At 66.3% G+C, this 13,520-nt stretch carries 14 protein-coding genes; 10 read left to right on the forward strand and 4 right to left on the reverse strand.

The genetic code is table 11. From position 1 onward, the window contains the following. The first annotated feature begins 8 nt into the window (after positions 1–8). Both ACLIBK_RS04320 and ACLIBK_RS04325 read left to right on the forward strand, forming a co-directional pair. The gene (locus ACLIBK_RS04320) at positions 9–1,166 is read left to right on the forward strand and encodes an enolase C-terminal domain-like protein (RefSeq protein WP_415385995.1); all 1,158 of its coding nucleotides are present in this window, start codon (positions 9–11) and stop codon (positions 1,164–1,166) included. A gap of 72 nt (positions 1,167–1,238) precedes the next feature. Then, entirely contained in the window at positions 1,239–2,171 is a 933-nt protein-coding gene (locus ACLIBK_RS04325; protein WP_415385996.1) for an NADP-dependent oxidoreductase, read from the forward strand. A gap of 55 nt (positions 2,172–2,226) precedes the next feature. On the opposite strand, the gene hppD is transcribed toward ACLIBK_RS04325, so the two are convergent. Continuing rightward, positions 2,227–3,348 (reverse strand): 4-hydroxyphenylpyruvate dioxygenase, encoded by a 1,122-nt coding sequence (gene hppD / locus ACLIBK_RS04330; protein WP_415385997.1) that lies wholly within the window; start codon positions 3,346–3,348, stop codon positions 2,227–2,229. Between the two features lie 120 nt (positions 3,349–3,468). On the opposite strand from hppD, the gene ACLIBK_RS04335 reads away from it, so the two are divergent. From ACLIBK_RS04335 to ACLIBK_RS04345, 3 genes are all read left to right on the forward strand, one after another. Beyond that, positions 3,469–3,960, forward strand: a complete 492-nt coding sequence (locus ACLIBK_RS04335) for an Lrp/AsnC family transcriptional regulator (RefSeq protein WP_415385998.1) — start codon at positions 3,469–3,471, stop codon at positions 3,958–3,960. A gap of 94 nt (positions 3,961–4,054) precedes the next feature. Continuing rightward, entirely contained in the window at positions 4,055–4,264 is a 210-nt protein-coding gene (locus ACLIBK_RS04340) for a hypothetical protein (protein WP_415385999.1), read from the forward strand. 118 nt (positions 4,265–4,382) lie between these two features. Then, a complete protein-coding gene (locus ACLIBK_RS04345) occupies positions 4,383–4,922 on the forward strand; it encodes an NYN domain-containing protein (protein WP_415386000.1) in 540 nt (179 codons plus the stop codon). 114 nt (positions 4,923–5,036) lie between these two features. Here the strand turns inward: ACLIBK_RS04345 and ACLIBK_RS04350 are convergent, their stop codons facing one another. Continuing rightward, positions 5,037–6,221, reverse strand: coding sequence for a phytanoyl-CoA dioxygenase family protein (locus ACLIBK_RS04350; RefSeq protein ID WP_415386001.1), 1,185 nt, complete (start codon positions 6,219–6,221; stop codon positions 5,037–5,039). 817 nt (positions 6,222–7,038) lie between these two features. Here ACLIBK_RS04350 and ACLIBK_RS04355 point away from each other — a divergent pair. The 3 genes from ACLIBK_RS04355 (at position 7,039) to ACLIBK_RS04365 (ending at position 11,306) form a co-directional block, all read left to right on the forward strand. Continuing rightward, positions 7,039–7,359 carry a DMT family transporter gene (locus ACLIBK_RS04355; RefSeq protein ID WP_415386002.1) on the forward strand — a complete coding sequence of 107 codons (321 nt, stop codon included), beginning with the start codon at positions 7,039–7,041 and terminating at the stop codon, positions 7,357–7,359. Between the two features lie 341 nt (positions 7,360–7,700). After that, entirely contained in the window at positions 7,701–9,008 is a 1,308-nt protein-coding gene (locus ACLIBK_RS04360) for a tyrosine-type recombinase/integrase (RefSeq protein WP_415386003.1), read from the forward strand. A gap of 963 nt (positions 9,009–9,971) precedes the next feature. Beyond that, a complete protein-coding gene (locus ACLIBK_RS04365) occupies positions 9,972–11,306 on the forward strand; it encodes a hypothetical protein (protein WP_415386004.1) in 1,335 nt (444 codons plus the stop codon). Between the two features lie 329 nt (positions 11,307–11,635). Here the strand turns inward: ACLIBK_RS04365 and ACLIBK_RS04370 are convergent, their stop codons facing one another. Beyond that, the gene (locus ACLIBK_RS04370) at positions 11,636–11,914 is read right to left on the reverse strand and encodes a hypothetical protein (RefSeq protein WP_415386005.1); all 279 of its coding nucleotides are present in this window, start codon (positions 11,912–11,914) and stop codon (positions 11,636–11,638) included. Between the two features lie 131 nt (positions 11,915–12,045). After that, on the reverse strand, positions 12,046–12,408 hold the full coding sequence (locus ACLIBK_RS04375) for a hypothetical protein (RefSeq protein WP_415386006.1): 363 nt from the start codon (positions 12,406–12,408) through the stop codon (positions 12,046–12,048). Positions 12,409–12,795: 387 nt separating this feature from the next. On the opposite strand from ACLIBK_RS04375, the gene ACLIBK_RS04380 reads away from it, so the two are divergent. Together ACLIBK_RS04380 and ACLIBK_RS04385 are read left to right on the forward strand one after the other, a co-directional pair. Then, complete coding sequence (locus ACLIBK_RS04380; protein WP_415386007.1) at positions 12,796–12,924, forward strand: hypothetical protein; 129 nt, start codon at positions 12,796–12,798, stop codon at positions 12,922–12,924. Further along, positions 12,924–13,442, forward strand: a complete 519-nt coding sequence (locus ACLIBK_RS04385; protein WP_415386008.1) for a hypothetical protein — start codon at positions 12,924–12,926, stop codon at positions 13,440–13,442. The genes ACLIBK_RS04380 and ACLIBK_RS04385 overlap by 1 nt, the downstream gene beginning before the upstream one ends. The last annotated feature ends 78 nt before the right edge of the window (positions 13,443–13,520 follow it).

Below are 13,520 nucleotides of genomic sequence, written 5' to 3' on the forward strand. Positions count from 1 at the left end.
GCGCTGCCATGCGCATCACCAGCGTGCGGGACGCGACGATCGCCATTCCCGCGCCCTACCGCACCGCCGCCATCAGTTTCGACGAGATGACGGCCAGCGTGGTGGTGGTTTTCACCGACGCCGTGCGGAACGGGCGGCCGGTGCTGGGTCTGGCGTTGGACTCCGTCGGCCGCTACGGCCATGGCGGTCTGCTGCGGGAACGCTTCATCCCGCGCCTGCTGGCGGCGGACCCCGAGAGCTACGCCGACGGGGCGGGCGGCATCGACCCGGCGCGCGCCTGGGCGGTGCTGATGCGCAACGAGAAACCCGGCGGCCACGGCGAGCGTCCCGGCGCGGTCGGGCTGCTGGACGCCGCCCTGTGGGACATCGCCGCCAAGCTGGACGGGCGGCCGCTCTGGCGCCTGCTGGCCGACCGCTTCGGCGTGCACACGGATGGCCACGTCGCCACCTATGCCAGCGGCGGGCATTACCGGCCGGAGCGCGACCTGGAATCGCTGCGCGACGCCGTGCGACGCGCGCTCGACAACGGGCACGACCATTTCAAGATCAAGATCGGCGCGGCATCCCTGGCCGCCGACATGGCGCGGATCGAGGCGGGGCACGAACTGCTCGGCCCCGGACGGCTGGCGTTGGACGGCAATGGCGGCATGTCGGAAGCGGTGCTGCTGGAATACCTGCGCGCCCTGTCCGGGCTGGAACCGGCTTGGCTGGAGGAGCCGGTGGAGCCGCTGGACTTCCTGCTGCACCAGACCGTCGCGGCGCATTGGCCCGGCCCCATCGCCACCGGCGAGAACCTTTTCTCCACCGAGGACCTGCGCAACCTGCTGCGCCATGCCGGGCTGCGGCCGGACCGCGACCTGCTGCAGCCCGACATTTCCCTTTCCTACGGCATCACGGAGTTCGTGCGCATGCTGGACATGGCAGCCGCCCAGGGCTGGGGGCGGCAGAGCTTCGTGCCGCATGCCGGGCACCTGCTGGCCCTGCATGCGGTGGCGGGCTTCGGCCTGGGCCGCTTCGAAACGGCGGCCGACACCGCCGGCCCCTTCGGCGGCTTCCCGGAGGGCATCGCCGTGCGGGACGGCCGCGTCTTCGCGGGCGAGGCGCCCGGCGTGGGCTTCGAGGCAACGCCGCATCTCCTGCGCCTCTTCGCGCCGGTGCTGCCGTGAGGGCGCTGCGCTGCCGCGGGCCGGTGCGGCGGTGAGGGCGAGGCGACGCCCTGGCGGCTTGGCGGTGCTGCCATGAGGGCGGTGCGCTACCACGGCTATGGCGGACCGGAGGTGCTGCGGCTGGAGGAACTGCCGACCCCGCAACCCGGACCGGGCGAGATCCGCGTCGCGATGCAGGCCGCGGGCACCATCCCGCTGGACTGGAAACTGCGCGCCGGCCTGTTGCGCGAGCACTTCACCCCTGGCTTCCCCAAGATACCCGGGCGCGAGGGCTCCGGCGTGGTGGACGCCGTCGGGCCGGGGGTGGAGGGCGTGGCGCCGGGCGACGCGGTCTGCGTCACGCTGGGGCCCACGGCCTCCGGCACCGGCGCCGAGGCGGTGCTGTGCCGGCCCGGCGACGTCGTGCGCAAGCCCGCCGGCCTGGGCTTCACCGAAGCGGCGGCGCTGCTGCATTCCGGTGTCTGCGCCCTGATCTCGCTGGTAGAGGTGGCGGCGGTTGGCCCCGGCACGCGGCTGCTGGTGCAGGCCGGGGCGGGCGCCATCGGGGGGGCGGCGATCCAGCTCGCCCGGCATCTCGGGGCGGAGGTGACGGCGACCTGCCGGGCGGTGAATGCCGACTACGCGGCCGCGCTGGGCGCGCATCGCGTCGTGCCCTACGACCGCGAGGACTTCTCCGAGACCTGCCGCGATTTCGACGTGGTGCTGGACCTGATCGGCGGCGAGGTCCACCGCCGCTCCTACCCCGTGCTGCGCCGCGGCGGTTGCCTGGTCTACCTGATCGCCGAGCCGATCGAGGACCGCTCCGCCGAATACGGCGTGCGGCTGGTACGCGCCCCCATTCAGGACACGCCGGAGCGGCTGCGCCAGGTGGTGGAACTGGCCGAGGCCGGGGTCTTCCGACCCCAGATCGCCGCCGTGCTGCCCCTGGCCGAGATCGCCGAAGCGCACCGCCGCCTGGCCGCAGGACGCGTCACCCGCGGCCGCATCGTGCTGCAGATCGCCTGAGCCACCCGGGCCAGTCCTCCGCCCACACAGGCGCAGGGGCGTGGGCGGTGTGGGATCAGGCCGCGGCCGCTGCGCCGGACAGGACGCCGCGGCGGAGCTGGTCTTCCTCGATGCTCTCGAACAGGGCGCGGAAGTTGCCCTCGCCGAAGCCGTCATCGCCCTTGCGCTCGATGAACTCGAAGAACACGGGTCCGATGACGTTGCCGGAAAAGATCTGCAGCAGCAGGCGCGCCTTGCGGTCTTCCACCACGCCCTCGCCATCCACCAGGATGCCGTTGCGGCGCAGCCGGTCGAGGTCCTCGCCGTGGCCGGGCAGGCGGCTGTCGACGCGCTCGTAATAGGTGGCGGGAGGCGCGGGCATGAAGCTCAGCCCGCCGGCGCGCAGGCTCTCGATGGTGCCATAGATGTCGGAGCAGCCGCAGGCGATGTGCTGGATGCCCTCGCCTTTGTATTCGCGCAGGTATTCCTCGATCTGGCTCTCGTCGTCGGCGGATTCATTCAGCGGGATGCGGATGCGGCCGTCCGGGCTGGTCAGGGCGCGGGAGAAGAGGCCGGTGTATTCACCCTTGATGTCGAAGTAGCGGATCTGCCGGAAGTTAAAGAGCTTGCGGTAGAACTCGTACCAGACGTCCATGCGGCCACGGTAAACGTTGTGCGTCAGGTGGTCGATGAAGAAGAGGCCGGTGCCGGTGGGATAGGGCTCGCGCTCGCCCAGCCACTCGAACTCGGCGTCGTAAACGGAGCCGGTCTCGCCGTACCGGTCGATGAAGTAGAGCAAGCTGCCGCCGATGCCCTTGATCGCCGGGATGTCCAGGGTCAGCGCGCCGCCGGCCGGATCGGCGGGCTCGGCGCCCAGTTCCAGGGCGCGGCGGAAGGCGTGCCCCGCATCGGCCACGCGGAAGGCCATGGACGGCACGCTGGGGCCGTGGGCGGCGGCGAAGTGGGCAGCGTGGCTGCCGGGCTCCTCGGTCAGCAGGTAGTTGATGTCGCCCTGGCGGTAGAGGGTGCTGCGCTGCGTGCGGTGCCGCGCCACGGCGGTGAAGCCCATCTGCCGGAACAGGGCATGCAGCTTTTCCGGCTCCGGGCTGGCGTATTCCACGAAGCCGAAGCCGTCCGTGCCCATCGGGTTATGCTCGCTGATCGTCGCGCGGGGCGCATCGTGCGGAAAGGGACCCATGGGAGGCTTCCTCTGGTTTCGTGGACCGGGGAAGCTTAGGACGCCGGGCACGCACGGAGTTCGCGGAAGTGCCGCGCCTTGGCGCTGGAACGCACGCTCCGCGCGTTCCAGGATGCTTCCATGCACGACATGCTCCATCTGGACGAGCTCGACTTCCGCCTGCTGGCCGCGCTGCAGGATGAAGGGCGGCTGACCAATCAGCAGCTCGGCGCCCGGGTCGGGCTGTCGCCCTCGCAGTGCTCGCGCCGGCGGGGGGCGCTGGAAGCGGCGGGGCTGATCCGCGGCTACCGGGCCGAGCTGGCGGCGGAACCGCTGGGGCTGCGCATCCTGGTCTTCGTGCAGGTGACGCTGGCCACGCACAGCGGCGACAACGCCCGCCGCTTCCGCGACCTGGTGGCGCGGCTGGACGAGGTGCAGGAGGCCTACGCCATGACCGGCGACACGGACTACCTGCTCAAGGCCGTGGTGCCGGACCTGCGGGAACTGTCGGCGCTGGTGAACGACGTCTTGCTGCCGCATGCCAGCGTGGCGCGCGTGCGCTCCTCCATCGTGCTCGACCGGCTCAAGGAATCCGCGCGCCTGCCGCTGGAAGCGGTGCGCCGCGGCCGCTGACGGCGTGGCACCGTCGTAATGTCGATGTCACCCCCGCCTTCGCCGGAACGCGCAACACTGCCCCGCCGGAAACGAACCAGGGAGTTGTGGACCGATGGGTTCCGTGTGGAAATTGTTCAACCCGTTGTGGCGGCTGATCGCGGCGCATGAATGGGTCACCGTGGCCGTGCTGACCCTGGGAACGGTGGCAACGCTGGTGATCCACCAGAACACCCTGGGCGTGACGCTGGGCATGTGCCTGGGCGGCCTGATGTGCTGGATGTCCGAGCAGCGCATGCCGGATCTGGCGCTGCCGGAAGCCTGATCGCCGCGCGCCGGGCCGGCTGCGCCGCACTGGCGGCGGCCGGCCCCCGGGCCGGAGGGGTGGTGCGCGCCGGCGATCCGGTGCAAGCCGTCCCGCACCGGTGCGGGAGAGTTGCGGGATGGCGCGCTGGATCTACGTGGATGTCAGCAACCTGTGGATCGAAGGGCAGAAGCTCAGTGCCGTGGAACGTGGCTGGGCGCGTGACATCCGCGAGGCCGACCAGGACCGCATCTTCGATTACGACTACCGCTTGAGCTTTCCCGCCCTGGCCGGCTTCCTCACCGATGCCGGCACGGTGCCGCATGCCCGGATGGTGCTGTTCGGCTCCCGCACGCTGGGCAACGAGCCGGTGTGGCAGGCGGCCGTTGCCGCAGGCTTCGAGGTGATCGTGCCGCAGCGCGGCTACAGCGGTGGCGAGAAGCGGGTGGACACCAGCCTGGTGGTGCAGATGTGCCGCGATGCCTACCGCCGCGCCGCGCCAGCGGACAGCCTGGCCCTGGTGGCCGGCGATGCCGACTACGAGCCCGCGGTGCGGCAACTGGTGGCCGACGGGAACTGGGTGGACGTGGTGTTCTGGCGCCACGCCTCCGGCCTGCTGCGCCAGGCTGCCAGCCGCTTCACCGAAATGGACGAGCATCTCCGGACCGTGGGCCGTTAGGCCCCGCACCGGCGCGAGCCTCGTCGGGCCGGTTGTTCCGGGATGATCTGACCCTGGTCAGGGGCAGCGCCCCTTCGGCCTCGGTCAGTTGAGCAAAACTGTCAGTCGCGCCGTTCAGCCGGGATCGCCGAAGGCCCGCGATACGGGCGCGGCGGGGGAAATGGCGCCGGCCTTGCGCCACACGGGGCGCATCAGGCCCAGGCGGGACAGCCGGTCCTGCAGCCAGTACTGCAGCGGCACCTGCCGGCGGGCCAGCACCGGGAACCAGTCCAGCGGCGGGCGCAGCACGGGCAGGAAAGGGTTGGGCCGGCTGAGGGCGTAGATCTCCACCCGCAGGCTGGGCCGGGGCGAGGCCGCACGGGCGTGGAAGCCCGAAGTGTCGGCGACCACCAGCGTATTGCCCGCCACCGCGAAGCGCCGCGGCGGCGCCCAGCCCAGCTGCGGCAGTGCCGACGCGGACAGGCGGAAGGCGCCGCCCTTGTTCGGTCCCCGGCAGGCCAGCACGCTGCGCGCGCGCTGCCAGGCCAGCCGGCGCCGGCCCAGCGTGTGCGAACCGGCGACATAGGTCAGCGGGCCCTCGGAATCCGGCACGGGATGCAGGAAGAACCAGGCCTTCATGGTGGGGTGGAAGGTGTCCATGTGCAGCTGGGTCTGCGGGTCCTCCTCGCCGCTGGCATTGGCGAGGATGGCCTGGACATAGGTCACCGGTTCGGTGTCGAAGGCGCCGACGTAGCGGGTCAGCCCGCGCCAGCGCGGCGAGTCCAGCAGTGGCCGCAACTCGGGCACCCGGCGCAGCAGGGCGGGGGTCACCGGGATGCGCCGGGTGACGGCACCGCCCTCGCGCATTTCCCGCGCTTCCGCCACCAGGGTGCCGAGGTGCTGCGCCAGGGCCTCGAAGGCGGCGGGGGGCAGCAGCTCCGGCACCTCCACGAAGCCATCCCGGGCGAAAGCGGCGCGGTCTTCCGGCGAAACGAGGTGGGCCAGCCGTTTCCGCCGCCAGGCTGCCAGGCGCCCCGCCAGCCGGACGCGCCACAGGTGCAGGCCGCGGCGGTTCAGCCGCTCGCTGCCCAGGATGGGGTTGCCGGAGAACACCTTGCGGCCCGTCAGCACCTGCCCGGCGTACCAGGGCAGCAGCAGCCAGCGCAGGCCGCGAAGCAGGACTGACAACCCAGGGGCGGCGACGCGCGTCGTGCGGCTGCGGGCTGCGGCGTCATCGGTCCGTGCCGGTTCCGGCCAGCGGTTCGCTGTGCTGGGCGCAGGGGCAAGGCGGGACGCGGAAACGGCCGCGTATTGGGTCATCGACGTGATCCGGACTCCCTTGATGAGCACCAAACCCGTCCGGTTTGCCGTTCTGGCATTTCCGCATCGGGATTTCGGGCGGTTCCGCATCGCCGTGGCGATCGGATTGCAGCCGGTCCCTGCTTCCCCACCGTGGTGACAGGCAAATGCGGCGGGCTGCCCTACGAACCTGCTGCCAGCATGGCGCCAAGTTGTATCCCGCTCGCATAAATCATGCGATCGCAACCGTATTACATCGCATTATCGTGTTTTTTAGACGAAGCTAAGGTGGCTTGTGCGGCAGAGTCGGGGTGTTCTGCATGTTTCATAATCAATTGCCGAAAGAATAGCATAATTCGTGGCTGGACTGCACCAGCATTGCTGAAAGCTTGCGCTCACGGCGCATTACGGGCTGGTCATGCTGCAGTGCAGCAACCATATTGGCTCCGGGCTTGGGGAGGATCAGCAGAAGGATGCTGTCAATGCTCGCTGTGACTTCCATGCTCGTGCTGGCCGGCCTCGTCGCCGCGCAGGTGACGGCCCGAATCCTCGTGGACCGCGAGGAGTTCCCGAACCTGCCGGCACTGCCGCACGGAAACTGAACACCGGCCCTTCCCCGCCCGAAGGCCCGATGGGAGCGGCCATGCGCCGCCCGCGCTGCCCACGCCCTTCATCGGGGGCGTGGGCTTTCTCGTGGGTGAGGCCGCATGCGCGGGATGCCCGCCCTCCGATGCTCCCTCCGCTTCGTGACCGAAGGGATCGGCACTGAACCCTTGCCCCGCCTAGGCGCGACCGGTCCGGCGCGTCCATACAGGGCTCCGGGGACGGGGGTCGGTGTATGGCTTGGTTGATGTTGGTCACCGCAGGTCTGCTGGAGATGGTCTGGTCCTACAGCGCCAAGCAGTCCGCGGGCTTCAGCCGTTGGGGCTGGGGTGCGGCCACCATCGTCACCTCGCTGGCCAGCTTCCTGTTGCTGACCTTTGCCATGCGCAACCTGCCGCTGGGTACCGCCTACGCGGTGTGGACGGGAATCGGTGCCCTCGGCACCTTCCTGGTGGGGATCTTCCTGCTGGGCGAGCCATCGGGCTTCTGGCGGGTCGCCAGCGCGCTGCTGATCCTGGGCGGCGTGATTGGGCTGCGGCTGACCAGTTCGGAGTGACGGGGGCGCCAGCGCGGCGTTCCGGCAGGGACGGCGTCGAAGGCTTCGATCACGCGCAGGGGAACGGCGCGGGCAGGGCCGGTTGGCACCCGAGACACGCTGTCAGGCGATGTTGCGCTAGAAGAAATGGTGCCCAGGGGCGGAATCGAACCACCGACACTGCGATTTTCAGTCAGGGTGAGTGCGCCGCCACAGGCCGCCATAAGGGGTCCGCTGGCCGCCAGACAGAGGCTTGCGCGTTGATTGCATTGGCCGACACTGCGACATGGACCGCCGTGGCCCGCTAGGGCTGCTCAAGCCCAGGGGTCCGCTAGGGGTCCGCTGGATGGAAAGGCGGGCCGATGGGCGAGCGGGCAAAGCTGTCAGACAAGGTGGTGGCCGCCCTGATCTGCCCGCCGGGGCAGAAGGATGCCGTCTACGCGGATAGCGACCTCAAGGGCTTCTGCGTCCGCGTGACTGCCCAGGGCAGCCACATCTTCTTCCTCCGCTACAAGCGCGATGGCCTGAGCCAGAGGGTGGTGCTGGGGACGTTCGGCAAGGAGCTGACGACCGCCCAGGCCAGGAAGAAGGCCGAGACGCTACGGGGGCAGGTGAGGGACCAGCGGGACCCGATTGCCGAGCGGAAAGCGGCCAGGTCTGCAGCAGTTGAGGCAGAGGCGGCGGCGCGCGCTGCGGCGGCTTCCTCCACCTATACGGTTGAGAAGCTGATCGCGCAGTGGACCACCCACCACTTGGCCGAGCGATCCGCCTCTTACCGTGAAGCCACGCCCAAGAGCCTCCGAGATGCCCTGCACAGCTGGCGAACCGCGCCAGCGGCCTCCCTGCGCCAGGCCGACGCGGTGCAGCTGCTGGACGAGGTGAAGGCGGGCAGGGGGCCCATAGCGGCGAACCGCCTCCGTGCTGTCGCCCGTGCTTGCTGGGGCTGGGCGGTGAAGCGCGGAGCGCTGGAGGCAAACCCCTGGGAGGCGACGCCCCGGCCGGCACGGGAGACCGCACGGGAGCGGGTGCTGGCCGACGCCGAAGTGGCAGATCTGTGGAAGGCCGCGGAGAGCCTTGGGCACCCCTGGACGCCCATCGTGTTGACCATGCTGCTGACCGGCCAGCGCCGCGGCGAGGTGGCCGGCATGCAATGGGCGGAGCTCGACCTCGACGCCGCCCTGTGGTCGCTGCCCGGAGAGCGGACCAAGAACCACCGGCCGCACTCCCTACCGCTGCCCGCCACCGTCCTGGGCTTCATTCGGGCAGTGCCCCATCGGTGCGGTGCGGTGCTGGTGTTCGAGGGCGCTCGCCAGACAGCCCCGAGCGGGTTCGGCAAGGTGAAGGAGCGCCTCGACGCTGCGATGGCCGAGGCCGCCAAGCGGGCTAAGCGCCCCCTACGGCCGTGGACCCTGCACGACATACGCCGGACGGTCGCGACCGGGCTACAGCGCCTCGGGGTGCGCCTGGAGGTGACGGAGGCGGTGTTGAACCACGTCAGCGGCAGCCGGGCCGGCATCGTGGGCGTGTACCAGCGGCACGGCTGGGACAAGGAGAAGGTGGAAGCCCTGAAGGCATGGGAGGGGCACGTGCTGTCCCTGGCCCAGGGCGCGACGGAGCTCTCCAAGGTGGTGCCCATTCGAAGCGGGAAGCGCAGCTCCCAGGGCGGCTAATGCTGTCCGTAGCTCTCCCGCAACTCAGACCATTTCACTCGACGGCTAAAACCATAGGGGGTCATAGGGGTCATAGGGGGTAGGCCAGAAATCTACTTTTAACTTCAATGAGTTAGATCGCGGCGCCAGACCCCTATGCCACCCCCTATGCCTCTCAGGGGCTGCTGGGCATGGGGGGGGCGGCCCAGCGCAGAAGCAAACCGCGCAAGCGCTCTCTAAGTCGCGTGCGTAAAATCACAAAATCGTGATATCTGTTAACAAAGCGGAGTCTCAAAACCTGCAGCGCATTGTTTCTACTTGACAATAGGATAATATTCCGACAAACTGCCTCTTAGTAGGAGCAGATCACGCTTGTGTGCCTAAGCATCGACCCTTAATGCCGCCAAGTTAAGTCAGACAGGTGGGTGCGAATCGCGATCGGGGTCAAGCGACTCAAGGTCTGTGGTTTGTTGTCAAGGTCTGGACACGGGGGAGAAGGTTAATGACTCAGCTAGCGCTCGAAGCGCCTGCCGCTCGGCGCCACCGACCGGGCGATGCTTCCGACCGTTCGGAAGTCCCGTCCGTAGGTACTGTGACCCTTGCTGGCTTCACGCGCGATCAGCAGGACTACTTCGATCGTTTGCGTGAATCCGCACAGAACTCGGATCTACGGACGGTTGTTGGTGGGCCCAGGAAGTAACTCTGCGCCTTAAGGGATGGTAGTGCCGACTGACGGCATTTGAGGGTATCGAGACTTGTCAGTCAGCACTTGGGTCGAGATTTCAACCGTCGGGCAACGCTTCGACTGTCGGCCACCCTTCTCCTTCTATTTTGACCTTGTGGACGTGTACTGGAAGTGGAAGGGGTGTGAGCCTCGTCCGCTTCGACGTATTTGCACCCTCGCTCGGAAGCAGGGTGTTCGCCATGTTGTGGTCGAGTCGGCTCTTGCGCGCCCAGAGGTTCGAGAAGAGTTGGACGCCCTCGATGCGATTGAGGGTGGAGGAGGCGCAGCTGAGGCTGTCGCGCTCTCTTTTTTTTTCTTGTCTTGATCTTCCATCAGATCTCACTGAGGTAGGAAACGAAAGCTTCCTCGGCCAAGTCACCCTTATTAATTATCGCAAGCCTGGCGCTGTGGAATTTGACTGTAGTTATGTCATGGAGGCTGTGTTTAAGTCTCCTTCGCTTGACGGGAATGGGCGTCGCCTCCTGAATAATTACGTATATTCTGAAAATACGTTTGAGCGTGAGGTAGAAGGCCATCTACTGTCGGTAAAAGGGATATTTTATTGCCAGCAAAACTCTAAGACGCATGTTTGTGCGCATGCCTGCTTACGAATGGCAGTAAACACTATTGGAAATCCTGAGCAATTTCTCACAAGCGCTGGGATCAACAAGTTTCTGAATGTTAGTCCCCCGCTGTCTGGGCTAAGCGTTGAGCAGGTCCATGATGTGATCAATGCATCTGGCGCGGCAAAGTCAGTTATCATTAATTGCTCAGGCTTGGAGAATGCGGTCTATCTTTCGTCACTCGCTTCCATACTAGAGTCGGGCTATATGTGCCTCCTCGTGTTCACTACCGCTGGTGCGGAAGAGCATGTGGTTACTGTTTACGGCCACACCCGAAATTCCGACCAATGGCACCCAGAAGCGATACCGGCCTACGGTGGGCCGAGTTCGGCGCCGTTCTATTCAAGCAGCGCGTGGATTAGTAATTATCTTATTCACGACGATAATTTTGGGCCCTATTTCACGCTGAGTAGTCGTGCGCTTGATTCTAATCCGGATGTCAAAGCGCACTGGATTATTGCGGTGATGCCTCACTCACCTGCTACAGCTCCACATGTCGCGGAAGCTATTGCGACTGCAGCACTCTCCAATAATCTTGTAAACTTTGCCCCACTCGGCAAAGGTCAATGGTTTTCTTACATCACTCGGCAGCATCAAAACTTCGTTCTCCGGACGGTTTTGCTGACCAGAGAAGAGTACATGGAGCATTTGAAGGCTTCTGTTGGCCACGACGCTAGCAAAGTGACTGATCAACAGCTTGCTCTCTACTCGCCTCTTCCGCCTCTAATTTGGGTTGTTGAGTACACTTTGCCCTATTTATATACTGGGAATAGGTCGAAGCTTGGTGAGGTTGTCGTAGATGCAAGCAAGCTCGCAACTGTAAACGATAATGTGGGTGACTTTGTGGCGGCTATTCGTCTGCCAGGCCATGCCTTGATCAAGGACACTTTGGGCAACTTTGCGTTCCATCCCATGGATCTCGATTCTCACTCTCCTGTTTTTCGGCGCGCAGATAATGAGCATGAATGGTGATCGGATGCATTGCGCAAGAATGCTTCCTTCTAACCTTCCAGGCTAAAGCCGGCCGTCGTTTACGGCGTCTTTCATTGCTTCTTTGGCAGCTTCGCACTCGCCTGGCTGGACTGCTTCTCCGGCAGCTAAGCGCTCTTTAAATTCTAGGCAGGCGAAAGTAGCTTCATCGTCCCAAACGGTTCGGAGTTGATTTCGGCTCACTCTGACCATCTCAAGAAATACGTGGCAGCGTCCACATTCCACCCAGGCCATTCTTGAATTCTCCCTAAAACGATAAGTGTTGCAACGCAGAGTGGTGGGATAGAGAAGACGCGCGGAGCCTCCTTTCTTTACCGGTCACGCAAAATAGGAACTATAGGCTTCAGCATCGGCAGCTTGGCCCTCTTAGGCTTCTCAGGCGCCGGCATGGTCAGTGCTACCTTCCCGGCCGGGGTAATCCGCAGCCGGCGTGTACCGCTGAGAAGCAACGGAAGCTCTTCGACCCACTGACGTTCCAGTAGGGTGCTGATCGTCTTCTCGCCCGCGTAGAGCTGCGCCAAGTGCTCCCACTCCTCACCCGACAGGCGACGCAGCACGTCCCGTTCACGTCCGTTTGGTGGCTGGGCCATACTCCTCATTCCTTTTGTAGTGCTTTGTCGACCGGCCGGCACGCTGCTGCCATCTATCTCAGGCTACTTTATTGCCGCCTGCTGGTAGGTCCAGCCGAGGAGCCTGCGCGCTTCGCGGCACTGCTCAGGGGTCATTGTGCGCTGTCCACCAGTTTTCGCGCGGCTCGCCGAAGCAGCCATCCGCTGAGGCCCGGTACGCCCATGATGGCGGCACGTAGCGCCCGAAGCTTTCCCTCAGCTTCGATCCGCGCCAGGCCAGCATCTAGCGTGTAAGCACGCGCCGCCTTGAGATCCTTTTCCAAGGTGGCAATACGCTCAGCGCTCGTTCTCTCGGACTGCTTTTCCTTCTTCTGCAGTTCCCAAAGCTGTCCTTTAACTTCGTCCAACTCACGGCCAAGACGGGCAAGATCAGTCTCCTGGTCGCCGTCAGGTGGACGGGAAACCATAGCTTCCTGGTGCGTCGTCTCCGAGAGGCGGCCCTCAGTGTCGGGCATCAAGCGTCCGAAGCGCCAGCCTGACGCAGCCCCGCCTCCATGAGCCGACGGACAGCTTCGGGGCGTGTGGGCGTGTCGGGCTGCTGAGCAATCCAAGCGTCGACCCGGGCGAGAGCGTCGGGCTGAAGGCGCACACCGACCAGTGTGCCGGGCTGCGCTGCTCGCTGCTTTTTCGTGTAAACACGAATTGCCATAGCCATTCTTCGGTGCTAACACGAAAGCGGCCGAGCGGGAAGGTGGAAGCTCCCGCGCCCGGCCTGACCACAACCCGCTGATGGAGGTCAGCAAGCCATGGCTACCCACGCCCATACCACACCCACGCCCAGAAGACCGCTCCCGCTCCCCACATCCGGGGTCCGGGACAGAAGAGGCGCACCTACGCCCCGCGTGACCTACACCGACCGCGCCCTGGCCTACATGGCCACAGACAGCTGGCCGCCTCTGCCGCCCCCAACGCTGCCCAGCAGTACGGTGGCCCTGGCCACCCTGGCCCTCCTCCTCGGAGGACTGCTCTGATGGCCAGCGCACTTCCTCCTCTCGGCCTCGCCGTGACCGTCTCCATCACCGGCCTGCCCAGCATCCAAGGGCAGGCCACCACGGCCCCTCCCTTGGCGCAGGGGGGTACCGCGACGGTTCCCCCTTCCGACTGGCAGGCCGCCCAGGCCGAGGCGCACGCCCTGCAGGCTGCCGTCCGCCGTGGCCGTGCCGAACTGGAGCAGCGTATCGGCGCGCGCGGGCTGACGCTGGGCCACATCACCCTGCCCGGCGGCGCTGCGGTGCCAATCCATGCCAGCAGCCCCGACAGCGCCAAGAAGCTGTGGCGGCGCCTTGACCTCGATTACCAGCACCAGGGCGAGCGTGCAGCCGTGCTGGCAGCCGTGCGCGAGGCGTGCGGGCGCTGGGACGCCGAGGCCGAACGCTGCGGGCTTAAGGGACTGGAGCGACGGGCCGAGGGCGCCAGGGAGCGGGCCAGGAACGCCGCCCGTCAGCACGTGGCCCAGCTGAGCGGCGAGCCCGAGTTGGCGCTGAGCTAGGCGTCCACATCCCAGTAGCCGGAGCCCGCTGCCGTGGGGTGGCGGGCTCTGCGTACTTCTGAGAACGGACAGTGAACA

Source organism: Roseomonas sp. BN140053, from assembly GCF_047690175.1.
In the GTDB taxonomy this organism is placed as follows: Bacteria; Pseudomonadota; Alphaproteobacteria; order Acetobacterales; family Acetobacteraceae; genus Roseomonas.